The organism is Amycolatopsis sp. cmx-8-4 (genome assembly GCF_046548675.1).
Classification (GTDB): Bacteria; Actinomycetota; Actinomycetes; order Mycobacteriales; family Pseudonocardiaceae; genus Amycolatopsis.
The window spans coordinates 71215-84577 of record NZ_JAEBDZ010000011.1 but is presented as its reverse complement, the minus strand read 5'-3'; the positions used below and the strand labels follow the sequence as shown (position 1 = coordinate 84577).

Annotated in this window: 15 protein-coding genes; 6 read left to right on the top strand and 9 right to left on the bottom strand. The window is 71.4% G+C overall.

Translation table 11 applies throughout. The features are described 5' to 3' along the window. Positions 1–39: 39 nt before the first annotated feature. Both ACLJQZ_RS24045 and dop read right to left on the bottom strand, forming a co-directional pair. Positions 40–234, bottom strand: a complete 195-nt coding sequence (locus ACLJQZ_RS24045) for a ubiquitin-like protein Pup (RefSeq protein WP_013226725.1) — start codon at positions 232–234, stop codon at positions 40–42. A gap of 86 nt (positions 235–320) precedes the next feature. Further along, the gene (gene dop, locus ACLJQZ_RS24040) at positions 321–1823 is read right to left on the bottom strand and encodes a depupylase/deamidase Dop (RefSeq protein WP_326949704.1); all 1503 of its coding nucleotides are present in this window, start codon (positions 1821–1823) and stop codon (positions 321–323) included. 42 nt (positions 1824–1865) lie between these two features. On the opposite strand from dop, the gene ACLJQZ_RS24035 reads away from it, so the two are divergent. Beyond that, a complete protein-coding gene (locus ACLJQZ_RS24035; protein WP_410622136.1) occupies positions 1866–2384 on the top strand; it encodes an NUDIX domain-containing protein in 519 nt (172 codons plus the stop codon). Here ACLJQZ_RS24035 and ACLJQZ_RS24030 read toward each other — a convergent pair. From ACLJQZ_RS24030 to ACLJQZ_RS24020, 3 genes are all read right to left on the bottom strand, one after another. Further along, on the bottom strand, positions 2375–2983 hold the full coding sequence (locus ACLJQZ_RS24030; protein ID WP_410622135.1) for a hypothetical protein: 609 nt from the start codon (positions 2981–2983) through the stop codon (positions 2375–2377). The genes ACLJQZ_RS24035 and ACLJQZ_RS24030 overlap by 10 nt on opposite strands. A 68-nt stretch (positions 2984–3051) precedes the next feature. Next, a complete protein-coding gene (locus ACLJQZ_RS24025; protein WP_410622134.1) occupies positions 3052–4002 on the bottom strand; it encodes an aldo/keto reductase in 951 nt (316 codons plus the stop codon). After that, positions 3999–4337 carry a hypothetical protein gene (locus ACLJQZ_RS24020; protein WP_247051894.1) on the bottom strand — a complete coding sequence of 113 codons (339 nt, stop codon included), beginning with the start codon at positions 4335–4337 and terminating at the stop codon, positions 3999–4001. Before ACLJQZ_RS24020 ends, ACLJQZ_RS24025 begins: the two co-directional genes overlap by 4 nt. A gap of 92 nt (positions 4338–4429) precedes the next feature. Between ACLJQZ_RS24020 and ACLJQZ_RS24015 the strand changes: the two genes are divergently transcribed. Then, complete coding sequence (locus ACLJQZ_RS24015) at positions 4430–4765, top strand: ArsR/SmtB family transcription factor (protein WP_410622133.1); 336 nt, start codon at positions 4430–4432, stop codon at positions 4763–4765. Positions 4766–4831: 66 nt separating this feature from the next. Beyond that, positions 4832–5728, top strand: a complete 897-nt coding sequence (locus ACLJQZ_RS24010; protein ID WP_410622132.1) for a TIGR03620 family F420-dependent LLM class oxidoreductase — start codon at positions 4832–4834, stop codon at positions 5726–5728. On the opposite strand, the gene ACLJQZ_RS24005 is transcribed toward ACLJQZ_RS24010, so the two are convergent. Further along, positions 5705–6559: a DUF3626 domain-containing protein gene (locus ACLJQZ_RS24005; protein ID WP_410622131.1), complete on the bottom strand. Its 855-nt coding sequence runs from the start codon at positions 6557–6559 to the stop codon at positions 5705–5707. The two genes, ACLJQZ_RS24010 and ACLJQZ_RS24005, sit on opposite strands and share 24 nt — an antisense overlap. 96 nt (positions 6560–6655) lie before the next feature. On the opposite strand from ACLJQZ_RS24005, the gene ACLJQZ_RS24000 reads away from it, so the two are divergent. Continuing rightward, positions 6656–7564 carry a DMT family transporter gene (locus ACLJQZ_RS24000; RefSeq protein WP_410622130.1) on the top strand — a complete coding sequence of 303 codons (909 nt, stop codon included), beginning with the start codon at positions 6656–6658 and terminating at the stop codon, positions 7562–7564. 128 nt (positions 7565–7692) lie between these two features. Here the strand turns inward: ACLJQZ_RS24000 and arc are convergent, their stop codons facing one another. Further along, complete coding sequence (arc, locus tag ACLJQZ_RS23995) at positions 7693–9495, bottom strand: proteasome ATPase (protein WP_410622129.1); 1803 nt, start codon at positions 9493–9495, stop codon at positions 7693–7695. A 361-nt stretch (positions 9496–9856) separates the two neighbouring features. Here arc and ACLJQZ_RS23990 point away from each other — a divergent pair, with 361 nt between their 5' ends. Together ACLJQZ_RS23990 and ACLJQZ_RS23985 are read left to right on the top strand one after the other, a co-directional pair. Continuing rightward, positions 9857–10726 (top strand): hypothetical protein, encoded by an 870-nt coding sequence (locus ACLJQZ_RS23990; RefSeq protein ID WP_410622128.1) that lies wholly within the window; start codon positions 9857–9859, stop codon positions 10724–10726. Between the two features lie 13 nt (positions 10727–10739). Beyond that, positions 10740–11189 (top strand): hypothetical protein, encoded by a 450-nt coding sequence (locus ACLJQZ_RS23985; protein ID WP_410622127.1) that lies wholly within the window; start codon positions 10740–10742, stop codon positions 11187–11189. Between the two features lies 1 nt (position 11190). Here the strand turns inward: ACLJQZ_RS23985 and ACLJQZ_RS23980 are convergent, their stop codons facing one another. Further along, positions 11191–12021: a tRNA (adenine-N1)-methyltransferase gene (locus ACLJQZ_RS23980; protein WP_326949713.1), complete on the bottom strand. Its 831-nt coding sequence runs from the start codon at positions 12019–12021 to the stop codon at positions 11191–11193. A 77-nt stretch (positions 12022–12098) separates the two neighbouring features. Then, positions 12099–13253: a site-2 protease family protein gene (locus ACLJQZ_RS23975; RefSeq protein ID WP_410622126.1), complete on the bottom strand. Its 1155-nt coding sequence runs from the start codon at positions 13251–13253 to the stop codon at positions 12099–12101. Positions 13254–13363: the final 110 nt, after the last annotated feature.

Sequence of the window (13363 nt, the reverse complement as noted above, 5' to 3'; positions counted from 1 at the left end):
CCGGCTGAACGGTCGGCAAGGGCGCGAACGCCCGAGCGGCTACTCGCCGCCCTTCTGGACGTAGGCCCGGACGAAGTCCTCGGCGTTCTCCTCCAGCACGTCGTCGATCTCGTCGAGGATCGTGTCGACGTCCTCGCCGAGCTTCTCGCGCCGTTCCTGACCCGCCGCGCCGGTGTCGTCGAACTCCTCGTCGGAGTCGCCGCCGCCGTGCTTTTCGATCTTTTCCTGGGCCATCTCGCCTCCCGGTGTGGCTGATGTTTCCTAGCCTACCCAGCGGCCCCGACATTCGGGGTCACCGCCGCGATCCGCGTGCGTACCGCCTAGTCCGAACCGGTGAGTGCCTCCACCAGCTCCTCCGCCGTCGCCGCGTTGTCCAGCAGCTTGCCGACGTGCGCCTTGGTCCCGCGCAACGGCTCCAGCGTCGGGATCCGCACCAGCGACTCCTTGCCGACGTCGAAGATGACCGAGTCCCAGGACGCCGCCGCGATCGAGCTCGCGTACTTCTCCAGCGCCCGGCCACGGAAGTAGGCCCGCGTGTCCGACGGCGGCGTCGTGACGGCGGCCAGCACCTCTTCCTCGGTCACCAGCCGCTTCATCGAGCCCCGCGTGACCAGCCGGTTGTACAGGCCCTTCGCCAGCCGCACGTCCGAGTACTGCAGGTCCACCAGGCGCAGCCGCGGCGCGCCCCAGGCGAGACTGTCCCGCTGGCGGTACCCCTCCAGCAGCCGCAGCTTCGCCGGCCAGTCCAGCCGGTCCGCGCACTCCTGCGGGTCCCGGGCCAGCGCGTCCAGGATCTCGCCCCAGACCCGCAGCACCTCCTTGGCGGCCTCGTCCGCGCCCGTGCGCTCCAGGTTCTGCGAAGCGATCTCGTGGTAGGCGAACTGCAGGTCCAGGCCGGTGTACTTCTTGCCGTTGGCCAGCGACACCTGCGCCTTGAGCGTCGGGTCGTGGCTGATCTGGTGCACGGCCTTGACCGGCTCGTCCAGCTTCAGGTCGTCGAACCGGATGCCGGACTCGATCAGGTCGAGCACCAGGGCCGTCGTGCCGACCTTGAGGTAGGTCGAGTACTCGGACATGTTCGCGTCACCGATGATGACGTGCAGCCGCCGGTACTTGTCCGCGTCCGCGTGCGGCTCGTCCCGGGTGTTGATGATCCCGCGCTTCAGCGTCGTCTCCAGGCCGACCTCGACCTCGATGTAGTCCGCACGCTGGGAGAGCTGGAACCCGGCCTCTTCGCTCTGCTGCCCGATCCCGACCCGGCCCGACCCGGTGAAGACCTGCCGCGACACGAAGAACGGCGTCAGCCCGGCGATGATCGCGGTGAACGGCGTCGAGCGCGCGCACAGGTAGTTCTCGTGCGTGCCGTAGCTGGCGCCCTTGCCGTCGACGTTGTTCTTGTACAGCTGGAGCGGGGGCTGCCCGGGCACGGACGCCGCCTTCAGCGCCGCCTCCTCCATCACCCGTTCGCCGGCCTTGTCCCAGATGACCGCGTCACGCGCGTTCGTCACCTCGGGCGCCGAGTACTCCGGGTGCGCGTGGTCGACGTACAACCGCGCGCCGTTGGTCAGGATGACGTTCGCCGCACCCAGATCCTCGACGTCCGGGTCGTGCCCCGGCCCGCCCGGGCCGGTCAGGTCGAACCCGCGCGCGTCCCGCAACGGGGACTCCACCTCGTAGTCCCACCGGGCCCGCCGCGCTCGCGGGATGTCGGCCGCGGCCGCGTAGGCCAGCACGACCTGGGTCGAGGTGAGTACCGGGTTCGCCGTCGCGTCGCCCGGCACCGAGATGCCGTACTCGACTTCGGTTCCCATGATCCGCCGCATGTCCACCACCCTACGGGGTAGGCCTAGTGGAACGATGCACCCATGCCAGGCAGTGACGAACTCGTTGCGCTCTATGACCAGGCCGGCTCCGTCGTCGGCTCGACGCTCCGGAGCCGCCTCCGGAGCGAGGGCCTGTGGCACGCCGCCGGCGTCGTGCTGGTCCGTTCGAGTGACGGAGAGGCGGTCTACGTGCACCTCCGCACCCCCACGAAGGACGTGTTCCCGTCCACCTGGGACTGCTGGGCCGGCGGCGTCGTCGCCGCCGGCGAGTCACCGGCCGAGTGCGCCCGCCGTGAACTGGCCGAAGAGCTCGGCATCCAAGGGGTGGAACCCGTTCCGCTGTTCACGAAGGTGTACGACGACGGCCGCAACCGCTGCCACAACTTCGCCTTCGAGGTCCGCTGGGACGGCCCGATCCACCACCAGGCCGAAGAGATCGTCGTAGGCCGCTGGCTCCCCCTCGACGAGCTGCGCGCCTGGGTCGACGACCCGGCACCGGCACTCCCGTTCATCCCCGACGGCCGCGAAGGCGTCCAGGAGTGGTTCCGCCGCTACGGCTGAGCCGCCGGCGCCGTCAGCTTCGCCGCCATCGCGGGCAGCAGCCGCTTCGCCGCGTCGATCGCCCGCGACTCCGTGCTCGCCGAGACGGTCAGCCCGGACACGAGCGTGCCCCGAGCCAGCAGCACGGTGCACGTCTTGCCGTCGCACCAGGCCCGCTGACGCTCGACGCCCGCCTGGGCCGGGACGTCCACGGTGTGACCGGTGCACTGCGCGTTCGCCACGATGTCGCCGGCCGAGCCGTCCGGGTAGGCGGCCACCCGGTGCCGCAGCACCGAACCGCTCGGGTACCGCCAGCTCGCGGTCCGGCTGGTCGCCGACGCCTCGTCCGTCAGGCATCCGGAAGCCGCACCCGAGCCGGGCTGCACACCCTCTTCGGCGACGTCCTGATCGGACAGCAGCGCCCGCTCCGCGAGCAGTCCGGGGTCCGGCGCCGCCTGGGGGACCGGAGCCGCCTTCGGGGCCGGTACCCGGGCTTCCGGCGTGGGCGCCGTCAGCGTGGCCGACGGGACCGGATCGTCGTAGTACGTCTCGAGGTTGTTCGGGTCGGGGCCGTCGCAGCCCGTGAGGCCGACCAACGCGACCGCGGCCAACGCAACCACCTGGCGATGACGCACCTGCTCCGGCCCTCCCGTAGTCCGTCTGTGCTTGCGCAGAGTAGTGCAGCCGGTCAGTCCCAGCCCAAAGAGGACCGGTGTCGCCAGTAGTCCCCTGCATCCTCCGCCAGCCCGGCCAGCGCGGCTTCCTCGTGGGTGCTCAGGGAAAGCATGGTGGCGCGCAGGTTCGCCTCGAGCTGCGGCGCGCTCGCCGGGCCGATGACCGCCGCGCCGGCCCAGTCGTTCGCCAGCACCGCCGCCACGGCGACCGCGTCCGGGCCGGTCCCGTGCGCCGCGGCGATGTCGAGCAGCACCCGCGGCGCCTCGACCGCCAGCCGGCCGTTGGCCAGGGTTTCCTTGACCAGCACCCGCTTCCCGGCCGCGTGCGCCGCGGCCAGCGCGGGCCCCGCCGACGGCTCCAGGAGGTTCCACGTCGACTGCACCGCGGAGAACACCGGCCGCCCGGCCACTTCCAGCGCGAACGCCCGCTCGATCGCGGCCGCCTGCGCCGGCCCCGACGTCGAGAACCCGACCGCGACGTCGTTCGCCGCCAGCTCCGCCAGTGCCTCGATCAGCGGCTCGTCGGTGAACAGCGGACTGTCCACAGTGAGCGAATGGACCTGGTAGAGGCCGACCCGGTCTCCCAGCAGCGCCCGGGTTTCCGCCCACTGCGCGGCGAACCGCGTCGCCGAGTGCTCCTTCACCTCGTGCACCTCGGCGTCGAGCCGCCAGCCGCCGACGTAGGCGTAGCCCCACTTGCTGGAGACGACGACGTCGAGGTGCCCGCGCTCGTCGAGCCAGCCGGTGAGGAACTCCTCCGAGCGCCCGTAGGACCGGGCGACGTCGACGTTGCGGATCCCCGCGGCGTAGGCGTCGTCGAGCACCGTGAACGTCGCGGTCCGCATCGACGCGACGTCCCGCACGGCCGGCAGCGCCCCATCGCGCCCCAGGTTGATGTACGCGGGCCGGCCCAGCGCCGCCAGGCCGAGCGCGATGCGATCCACGCGATCCATGGGCGTACTCATCCGTTCTGCTTGTGCCGGAGGATGGCAAGCCACTGGCCGGCGGTCTGGGCCTGGCGGTGGAGCTTCTCGAGGCGGGCGGCCGGGGCCCGGACGTAGCCCTTGCCGAAGACCGGCGCGATCTGACGCAGGCTGGCGCCGCCTTCGCGGGCGGCGAGCAGGGCCCAGTCGGAGGCGTCGGCGCAGGCCGCGGAGGCGCGTCGCAGCTCGCCGAGGATGTCGATGAGCTCCTGGGGGCCCACCTCCCCCGCTTCGACGGTGGCGGCGGTCGTCTCCAGCCAGGCCATGACGTCGGCTTCGGTGATGGGCGCGCGCGGCCGCCCGGTTTCTTCGCTCACAGCCGTGAAGTATAGGTCGTTATACGCCAACGTCCGGGGACCACGCGCCGGAGTCGCATCGGAGTGTCGCGATGTGATCTACCATCGGAGAGGTGACGACGCGCGCCGAGGCCCCGCCGGAGGTCGAGCAGCTGCTCGACGTGTTCAAGGCGCTCGCGAACCCGGTGCGGCTGCGGATCCTCGGGTGGCTGCGGGATCCGGAGAAGAACTTCCTCGAGCAGCGCGGGGCGATGGTGGTCGAAGAAGGGGTGTGCGTGACGCACATCCAGGAGAAGGCCGGCCTGGCCCAGTCGACCGTCTCGGCCTACATGGCGTCGCTGCAGCGCGCCGGTCTCGTCCGCGCGACACGGCTCGGGAAGTGGACGCACTACCGGCGTGACGAAGAGCGGATCGCCCGGATCGTCGAGATCCTCGGCCACTCGCTCTGACCGCTCCCCTCCCCCGGTGAGTTCCCGGCGGTTGACTCATATCGAAGTTCTGCGATACTTCGATGCATGAGCGCGATCGACAACATGCCCTTGGGCCGCTACGGGATCTGGACGTTCGACTTCGAGGACCAGCCGGCGAGCCTGGCCCGCGACACCGCGCAGGAGCTGGAGGACCTCGGCTGGCGGGCGGTCTGGATCCCCGAGCGCGACGGCCGGGAAGCCCTCACCCACGCCGGTTTCCTGCTCGCCTCGACCCGGCGCCTGGCCGTCGTCAACGGGATCGCCCAGATCTGGTCCCGTGAACCGCGGTGGACGCGCGGCGCGGCCCTGCTGCTGGCCGACGCCTACCCGGACCGCCACCTGCTCGGCCTCGGCTTCGGCGCCGGGCGCCCCGGCACGACCAGCCCGCTGCGGGCGATGAACGACTACCTCGACGCCCTGGACGCGGCCACGAACGCCAATCCCGCGCCCGCCGCGCCGATGCGGCGCGTCCTGGCCGCGTACGGCCCGAAGATGCTCGAACTGGCCCGCGACCGCTCGGCCGGCGCGCACACCTACCACGTGACGCCGCGGCACACGGCGCAGGCGCGCGAGATCCTGGGCGAGCGCCCGTTCCTCGGCGTCGAGCACGCCGTCCTCTTCGAGACCGATCCGGCCCGGGCGCGCGAGATCGCCCGGGAGCACCTGCACCCGTACCTGACGCAGCGGTACAACGTGGCCAAGTTCCTGCGGCTCGGGTACACCGAAGCCGACATCGACGGCGGCCGCGGCAGTGACCGGATCGTCGACGACCTGGTGTTCTGGGGCGACCTCGACACGATCGCCGCCCGGCTCGAGGAACACCTCGACGCGGGCGCCGACCACGTCGGCGTCCAGGTCGTCGGGATCGAGCCCGGGCAGTCCGCGTTGCCGCACTGGCGGCGGCTGGCCGAGGCGCTGCTACCCGTCGGCGTCGTCGCGTAGCCCGAACCGCGCGGTGCAGTGCCAGACGCGCTTGAGGGTCTGCGGATCGTGCGTGCCGGCACGGACGGCGTCGCCGATGACGCGGGCGTCGAGCCACCCGTCCTCGGCGATTTCCTTGCCGGCCCGCACGACGTCCTCGCCGCGGAAGTCCGCGTGCTCGGCGAGCACCGCCACGGGGAGCCGGAAGCCGTGGTGCCACGACGTCGGGAACGGCAGCGCGGCGGCGGCCGCCTCGACGTCGCTCCCCCGGAACGCCGGGTCCAGCACCAAGGCTTCGACGTCGGTGTCCAGCCGGAGCGGGCCGTGCACGTGGGCCTCGACATAGTCGTCGAGGACGTCCGCCGGCGCCGCGTCGGCGAGGGCCACCAGTGACATGTGGGCGGCCGTGCCGAAGTCGGCGGGCTCGCTGAAGCTGTCCGGGTAACAGAAAGTCGTCCGCCGCAGCACGTCGCGCTTCAGCCGCAAGTGGGCCGAGCCGAACCGGACCGAGCCACCGGCCGGGCGGCGGCGGTGGTTCAACGCGCCGTACTTGGGTCGCCCCGACGGCGGCCCGTCATCGTAGGCGCCGCCGAAGATCCGGTGCTCCCAGCGCCAGCGGTCACCGCCCGGATGGGCGGTCAAGCCGCCGTTGCTCGTGCCGGTCTCGAACTGCGAGCGGTAGACGCCGTCGGCGGCCAGGTGCCGTAGCAACGGCACGTCCCCCACCAGCCGGTCCGGGTGGAAGTGCACGGTGACGTCCAGGTCCGCGGCCAGCGGCGGCCCCGACACCAGGCCGGCGACGTGCGCGATCGCCCGCTTCCACGGCGTTTCTTCGTCGTTTCCGGCCCCCATACGCCCGATTTTAACCCGGCGGTATAGGTCGTTATACGCACGACGAGTCCGAAAACCGCTGGCTCCGGCGGTAGTCTCCCGGCTTGACTGCGCGTCATGGGTTTCGGTGTCACGGTGCGGTTCGGCTTGCTCGCGGCCGTGTGGGGTGCGAGCTTCCTGTTCATCAAGGTGGGCCTCGACGGCCTCTCCCCCGCGCAGGTCGCGCTGGCCCGGGTTTCACTGGGCGCCCTGGCGCTCGCCGCGGTGCTGCTGGTCCGCCGCCGGGCACTCCCCCGCGATCTCGCGCTGTGGGGTCACCTCGTCGTCGTGTCGGTGCTGCTGTGCGTGGTGCCGTTCCTGCTGTTCTCATGGGCGGAACAGTACATTTCGTCCGGTTTGGCCAGCATCTTCAACGCGACGACGCCGTTGATCACGATGCTGCTGGCCGCGGCCGCCCTGCCCGAGGAGCGGTTCACGCCGCCGCGGGTGCTCGGGCTGCTGCTCGGGTTCCTGGGCGTGCTGACGATCGTCGGGGTGTGGCACGGCGTCGACGTGTCGCACCAGCTGACCGCGCAGCTCGCCTGTCTCGGCGCCACCACGTGTTACGGCGCGTGCTTCGTCTACGTGCGCCGGTTCGTCTCGCCGCGCGGGGCGGACCCGGTCGTCGTCGCGTTCGGGCAGACGGCGTCGGCGACGGTCATCCTCGGACTGCTGGCGCCGGCGATCGCGGTGACGCCGATCCATCCGACGTTGCCGGTCGTGCTCAGCATGGTGGCGCTCGGCGTCTTCGGCACGGGCCTGGCTTATGTCTGGAACGTCCGGATCATCGCGGCCTGGGGCGCGGCGAACGCGTCGGCGGTGACCTACCTCACACCGGTCGTCGGCGTGCTGCTGGGCGTGGCGGTGCTGGACGAACCGGTGAGCTGGAACCAGCCCGCCGGCGCGATCCTGGTGGTGCTGGGCATTCTCGCCGCGCACGGTCGGTTGCGCCGAGCAGCGACGCCGGAGATCGCCCGCACAAGGTGAGCGCAGCGGAAGTCCGGGGGCTCGCCCCCGGGCGGGGTTTGGGGGTTGCACCCCCAAAAAACACGTCGGGTGGGGTCTGCTTGCGCTTTCCGCAAGCAGACCCCACCCGCCGCAACCGACTTCGTTTCTTACAGGTACTGACCGGTGTTCGTGGCGGTGTCGATCGCCCGCCCCGAGTCCGTGTTCTTTCCGGTGACGAGCGTGCGGATGTACACGATCCGCTCGCCCTTCTTGCCGGAGATCCGGGCCCAGTCGTCCGGGTTGGTGGTGTTCGGCAGGTCCTCGTTCTCCGCGAACTCGTCGACGATCGCGTCCAGCAGGTGCTGCACGCGCAGGCCGGGCTGGTTGGTCTCCAGCACGGACTTGATCGCCGACTTCTTCGCCCGGTCCACGATGTTCTGGATCATCGCGCCCGAGTTGAAGTCGCGGAAGTACAGGACTTCCTTGTCCCCGTTGGCGTAGGTCACCTCGAGGAACCGGTTCTCGTCGCTCTCCTCGTACATCCGCTCGACGGTGTGCTGGATCATCGCGTCGAACGTCGCCTTGGCGTCGCCGCCGAATTCGGCGAGGTCGTCCGCGTGGATCGGCAGGCCTTCGGCCAGGTACTTGGAGAAGATGTCCTTCGCGCCTTCGGCGTCCGGACGCTCGATCTTGATCTTGACGTCGAGCCGGCCCGGCCGCAGGATCGCCGGGTCGATCATGTCCTCACGGTTCGAGGCACCGATGACGATGACGTTTTCCAAGCCTTCGACACCGTCGATCTCGGAGAGCAGCTGCGGGACGATCGTGGTCTCCACATCGGACGAAACGCCCGATCCACGGGTCCGGAAGATCGAGTCCATCTCGTCGAAGAACACGATCACCGGGGTGCCCTCGGAGGCCTTCTCCCGCGCCCGCTGGAAGATCAAGCGGATGTGCCGCTCGGTCTCCCCGACGAACTTGTTGAGCAGCTCGGGACCCTTGATGTTCAGGAAGTAGGACTTCCCGTCCTCGTTGTCGCCCCGCGCCGCCGCCACCTTCTTGGCCAGCGAGTTCGCGACCGCCTTGGCGATGAGCGTCTTGCCGCAGCCCGGCGGGCCGTAGAGCAGGACGCCCTTCGGCGGGCGCAGCTGGTACTCCTGGTAGAGGTCGGCGTGCAGGAACGGCAGTTCGACCGCGTCCCTGATCTGCTCGATCTGCCGGGTGAGGCCACCGATGTCCTCGTAGCGGACGTCGGGCACCTCCTCCAGCACCAGGTCTTCGACCTCCGCCTTCGGCACGCGCTCGTACGCGTAACCGGCCTTGGAGTCGACCAGAAGCGAGTCGCCGGGCTTCAGCGGCTGCTCCGCCAGCAGATCGGAGAGCAGGACAACCCGCTCCTCGTCCGCGTGCCCGACCACGAGCGCACGAGGGCTGGCGCCCTCGACGTCCGGTGCGAGCACCTCGCGCAACGCGCACACCTCGCCGGTGCGCTCGAAGTCGCCGCCCTCGACCACGGTCAGGGCTTCGTTGAGGCGCAGCGCCTGGCCGCGTCGCAACGACGAAATCTCCACCGCGGGCGAAACCGACACCCGCATCTTCCGGCCGGCCGTGAACACGTCCACCGTGTTGTCCTCGTACGCCGTGACGAACACGCCGTACCCGGACGGTGGCTGGGCCAGCCGGTCGACCTCTTCACGGAGAGCGAGGAGCTGTCCTCGCGCTTCGCGCAGGGTTTCGACCAGTTTGGTGTTCCGCTCGGTGAGCTGGCTCACCCTTTCCGACGCCTCGGCGAGCCGCTGTTCGAGAACGCGGTTCTGCCTCGGCGAGTCGGTCAGCTTGCGGCGCAGCAGCGCCACTTCCTCTTCGAGAAAGCGGATCTGCCTTGCCTGCTCGTCCGCCGTCGTCCCAGCTCCGGATGTTGCTGAAGGGTCGGCCTCCTCGCGCCGACCTCCGGGAAGGTCATGATGCATCGGGCACCTCCTCGGAGTGCTTTTCATTCCACGGTACCGGCGATCACCGACAAGAAAAGGCCTTTCCGCATCACAAGATCGGCGCGTCGCGGTTTCTTCACCTGGTCCAGCACGGACATTCCTGCAGCACAAGGGGCCATTTGTGTGCCGTGACACGGGGTCGGAACGAGGTTTTCCGGAGCTGGACGAACCAAGCACGCAGGGAGTACCCCGTCCACGGGAGGCCCAATCGTGCCGAAGCCGGGCATTTCCGGCCAGTTGCGCCCTAACCGCGCGGCGAGCACGCGCGGTGACTAGCATCGGGCCGACGCGGCCACCGGATGGCCGAATCTCGTCGTGGGAACGCTAGGGGGCATCACACATGACCTACCCGCCGCAGCAACCGGGCGGCTACGGCCAGCAGCCCGGCGGCTACGGGCAGCAGCCCGGGCCCTACGGTCAGCAGCCGGGCGGCTACCCCCAGAGCGGACCCCAGTCCCAGCCGGGCTACGGCGGCACGCAGCAGTTCGGCCAGCCGGATCCCTACGGCCAGCAGCCGCAGCAGGGCGGTTACCCGCCCCAGCCGGGCGCTCAGCCCCCGTACGGCGGGCAGCAGGACCAGTGGGGCCAGCAGCAGCCGGGCGGGTACGACCCGAACCAGCAGAACTACGGCGGCTACGACCCGTACGGCGGCGGTGGTGGCGGCTTCGGTGACGCGCCGCCGCCCAAGAAGAAGAAAACCGGGCTCATCATCGGCATCGCCGTGGGCGCGGTCATCGTCGTCGGCGGTGGCGTGACCGCGCTGGTGCTGGCCCTCAACGGGGACGACAGCACCACGGCCGCGCCGCCGGCGAGCAGCAGCTCCCCGGCGCCGACGTCGGCGCCGAAGACCACCCCGAAGAAGAGCACCACGCCGAGCAGCCCGTCGACGAAGACCACGAAGCCGGTCGGCGGCCCCGCCCCCGGCGGCAAGCCCAGCTCGCAGGAGCTGTTCGCCTCGACGATCGACGCGTACAACGCGGGTGACGAGAAGGCGCTCGGCGACGTCATCTGCCGCAGCGTCTACGAAGGCACGACCGGCCAGATCCCCAAGGTGACGGTGAAGCTCACCGAAGACCCGAAGGACGTCGGCGACAAGTCCACGGTCCGCTACTCGGCCACCGACGGCGCGGCGACCAAGGTCGGCACGATGTCGGCGGCCAAGGAGTCCGGTCTCTGGTGCCTGTCCAACGTCAAGGCGGACGGCTCGTGAGGCCGCGCCGGCGGTGAACCGCGCGCTCACCGCCGGGCTCGTCCTGGCCGGCGTGGCGGTCGTAGGCGTCGTGCTGGGACTGCTGCTCGTGGCGCCGTCCGGCAGCACGCCCCCGCCGTCGGTCACGCCGCCCCCGCCGGCCCGCACATCCGCGGCCGCGCCCCCGGACGCCGTCGACGCGGCGGCGGTGAAGGTGCTGGCCGACGCGATCGTCGCCGCGATCTCCCGGCACGACTCGGCGGCGTTCGGCGAGCTCACCTGCCGCCCGCAGACCAGCGCGGCCCTGGCCGGGCTGCAGCGGACGTGGGACGCGGCGGGCGAGGTGAAGGCGAGCCTGCCGAAGCCCCCGGAACTGCGCGGCGAGTCGGCGACGGCGGTGGTGCACGTCGAGGCCGCGGGCGGCACGAAGGACACCCCGTTCCCGCTGCACAAGGAGAGCGGGAAGTGGTGCGTGCCGGGCTAGCTCAGCCCTTGCCCTTGGCCGGTCGCCGCGACACGCGCGGGGAGACCGTGCCGTCCGCCAGCCGGCGTGCCGTCAGCAGGAACGCCGTGTGCGCCACCATGCGGTGGTCGGGGCGGACCGCCAGGCCGACCACGTGCCACGGGCGCATCAGCGTCTCCCACGACTCCGGCTCGGTCCAGCACTGCTGCTCGCGCAACGACTCCGTGACGCGCGAAAGCTGCGTGACCGTCGCGACGTAGACCGTCAGCACGCCGCCGGGGACGAGGTGCGCGGCGACGTTCGGGAGCTGGTCCCACGGGGCCAGCATGTCCAGCACGACCCGGTCGACCTCGCCCTCGTGCGTGGCCAGGTCCGCGACCGTCAGCGTCCAGTTCGCCGGCTTCTCGCCGAAGAACTTCACGACGTTGTGCTCGGCGTGCACCGCGTGGTCGTCGCGGATCTCGTACGAGCTCACCTGCCCGGCCGGACCGACCGCGCGCAGCAGCGAGCACGTCAGCGCGCCGGAACCGGCGCCCGCCTCGAGCACCCGCGCGCCCGGGAAGATGTCGCCCCACATGACGATCTGGGCGGCGTCCTTCGGGTAGATCACCTGCGCGCCGCGGGGCATCGAGAGCACGTAGTCCGGCAGCAGCGGGCGCAGCGCCAGGTACGTCGAGCCGCCCACCGAAGTCACGACCGAGCCTTCGGGACGGCCGATGAGGTCGTCGTGGGCGAGGCCGCCACGGTGGGTGTGGTACTCACCGCCGTCGGCCAGGGTCAGGGTGTAGTGCCGCCCCTTCGAGTCGGTCAACTGCACCCGATCACCCGCACGAAACGGTCCGCTGACCGACAACACTTCCTCCAGTACCCCGAATGGCCTCTTGCCGTTTGACCGACGACAGATCTTCGCAGGCCGCCCGGGCCGCGGGGTCAGCGGGTACGGCGGTTCAGCGCGGCGCGCAGGTCGTCCCGGCGCAACACACCCGCCGGCCGGCCTTCGTCGTCGACCACGAGGAACTGCCACGCCGGGGTCTCGCGGACCCGCTCGACGATCTCCTCCCCCGGCTCGGAGGCCAGCAGGACGGTCTCGGCGCGGATCGGCTCGGCCGCCAGCTCGGCCGGCGCGTGCGGCGACGTGCTCGCCAGCCGCTCCGCCGCGCCCTCGTCCAGCAGCCCGGCCGCGACGCCGTCCGCGCGGACCAGCACCACACCCCGGCCCGCCGACGCGGCCAGCGCGTCCGACACCGGGCTCTCCGCCGGCAGCTGCAGCACGGGCCGGACCAGCTCGCCCAGCACCAGGCCCTCGGGCCAGCCGCGCCGCCGTTCGGCGGCCAGCTCGGACCGCGCGCCGAGGATGACGAACCACGCCGTGACGACGCAGACACCGAGCCGCAGCCAGCGGTCGGGGCTGGCCGTCGCGAGGCCCCACAGGGCCCACACGAGCAGTCCCGCCGCCACGACCGCGCCGCCGCCCACCGCGGCGCGGGTGCCCTTGGCGCGGATGCCGGTGGCCGCCCAGACGCCGGCGCGGACCAGCCGCCCGCCGTCGAGCGGGAGGCCGGGCAGGAGGTTGAAGACGCCGACGGCGAGGTTCGCCACGGAGCATTCGGCGACCAGCAGCCAGACCGCGCCGCCGGGCGGCACGGCGAACATCAGCAGCCCGCAGAACCCGCCCAGCACCAGCGACACCGCCGGGCCGGCCGCGGCCACCAGGCCTTCGTCGCTCGGCCGTTTCGGCGTGCGGGCGACCTCGGACAGGCCGCCGAGGAGGAACAATCGCAGGCGGCGGACCGGGATGCCCAGCCGCAGCGCGACCAGGCAGTGGCCGAGCTCGTGGGCGAGCACCGACAACCCCAGCAGCAGCGCGAACGCCGCGGCCAGCAGCCACGACATCAGCGTCGAGACGTCCGGGAGCAGCCGCCCCACCAGCGGCGCGTACAGGACGACCACGATCAGCGAGCCGATCCACCAGGACGGCGCCAGCAGCACCGGGACACCGGCGACGCGGAACAGCACGAGGCCGCCGCCGTCCCCGAGGACGGCCTGCCGGGAGCCCCCGGTGCCCTGCTCACTGGTCGCGGCCATGCCGCAGAGCCTAGAGCCCCCGGTGTCAGGAGCGGGTGATCCGGCCCCGCCCGCGACCGGGTCGTGTAACCGGCGACCCGACCCTCCAGGTACGCGAACCGACCGTCCGG

Excerpts from the sequence above, each read along its gene's own strand:
- ACLJQZ_RS24045 (WP_013226725.1), bottom strand. The coding sequence starts at position 234 with ATGGCCCAGGAAAAGATCGAAAAGCACGGCGGCGGCGACTCCGACGAG.
- dop (WP_326949704.1), bottom strand. The coding sequence starts at position 1,823 with ATGCGGCGGATCATGGGAACCGAAGTCGAGTACGGCATCTCGGTGCCG.
- ACLJQZ_RS24035 (WP_410622136.1), top strand. The coding sequence starts at position 1,866 with ATGCCAGGCAGTGACGAACTCGTTGCGCTCTATGACCAGGCCGGCTCC.
- ACLJQZ_RS24025 (WP_410622134.1), bottom strand. The coding sequence starts at position 4,002 with ATGAGTACGCCCATGGATCGCGTGGATCGCATCGCGCTCGGCCTGGCG.
- ACLJQZ_RS24010 (WP_410622132.1), top strand. The coding sequence starts at position 4,832 with ATGAGCGCGATCGACAACATGCCCTTGGGCCGCTACGGGATCTGGACG.
- ACLJQZ_RS24005 (WP_410622131.1), bottom strand. The coding sequence starts at position 6,559 with ATGGGGGCCGGAAACGACGAAGAAACGCCGTGGAAGCGGGCGATCGCG.
- ACLJQZ_RS24000 (WP_410622130.1), top strand. The coding sequence starts at position 6,656 with ATGGGTTTCGGTGTCACGGTGCGGTTCGGCTTGCTCGCGGCCGTGTGG.
- arc (WP_410622129.1), bottom strand. The coding sequence starts at position 9,495 with ATGCATCATGACCTTCCCGGAGGTCGGCGCGAGGAGGCCGACCCTTCA.
- ACLJQZ_RS23990 (WP_410622128.1), top strand. The coding sequence starts at position 9,857 with ATGACCTACCCGCCGCAGCAACCGGGCGGCTACGGCCAGCAGCCCGGC.
- ACLJQZ_RS23975 (WP_410622126.1), bottom strand. The coding sequence starts at position 13,253 with ATGGCCGCGACCAGTGAGCAGGGCACCGGGGGCTCCCGGCAGGCCGTC.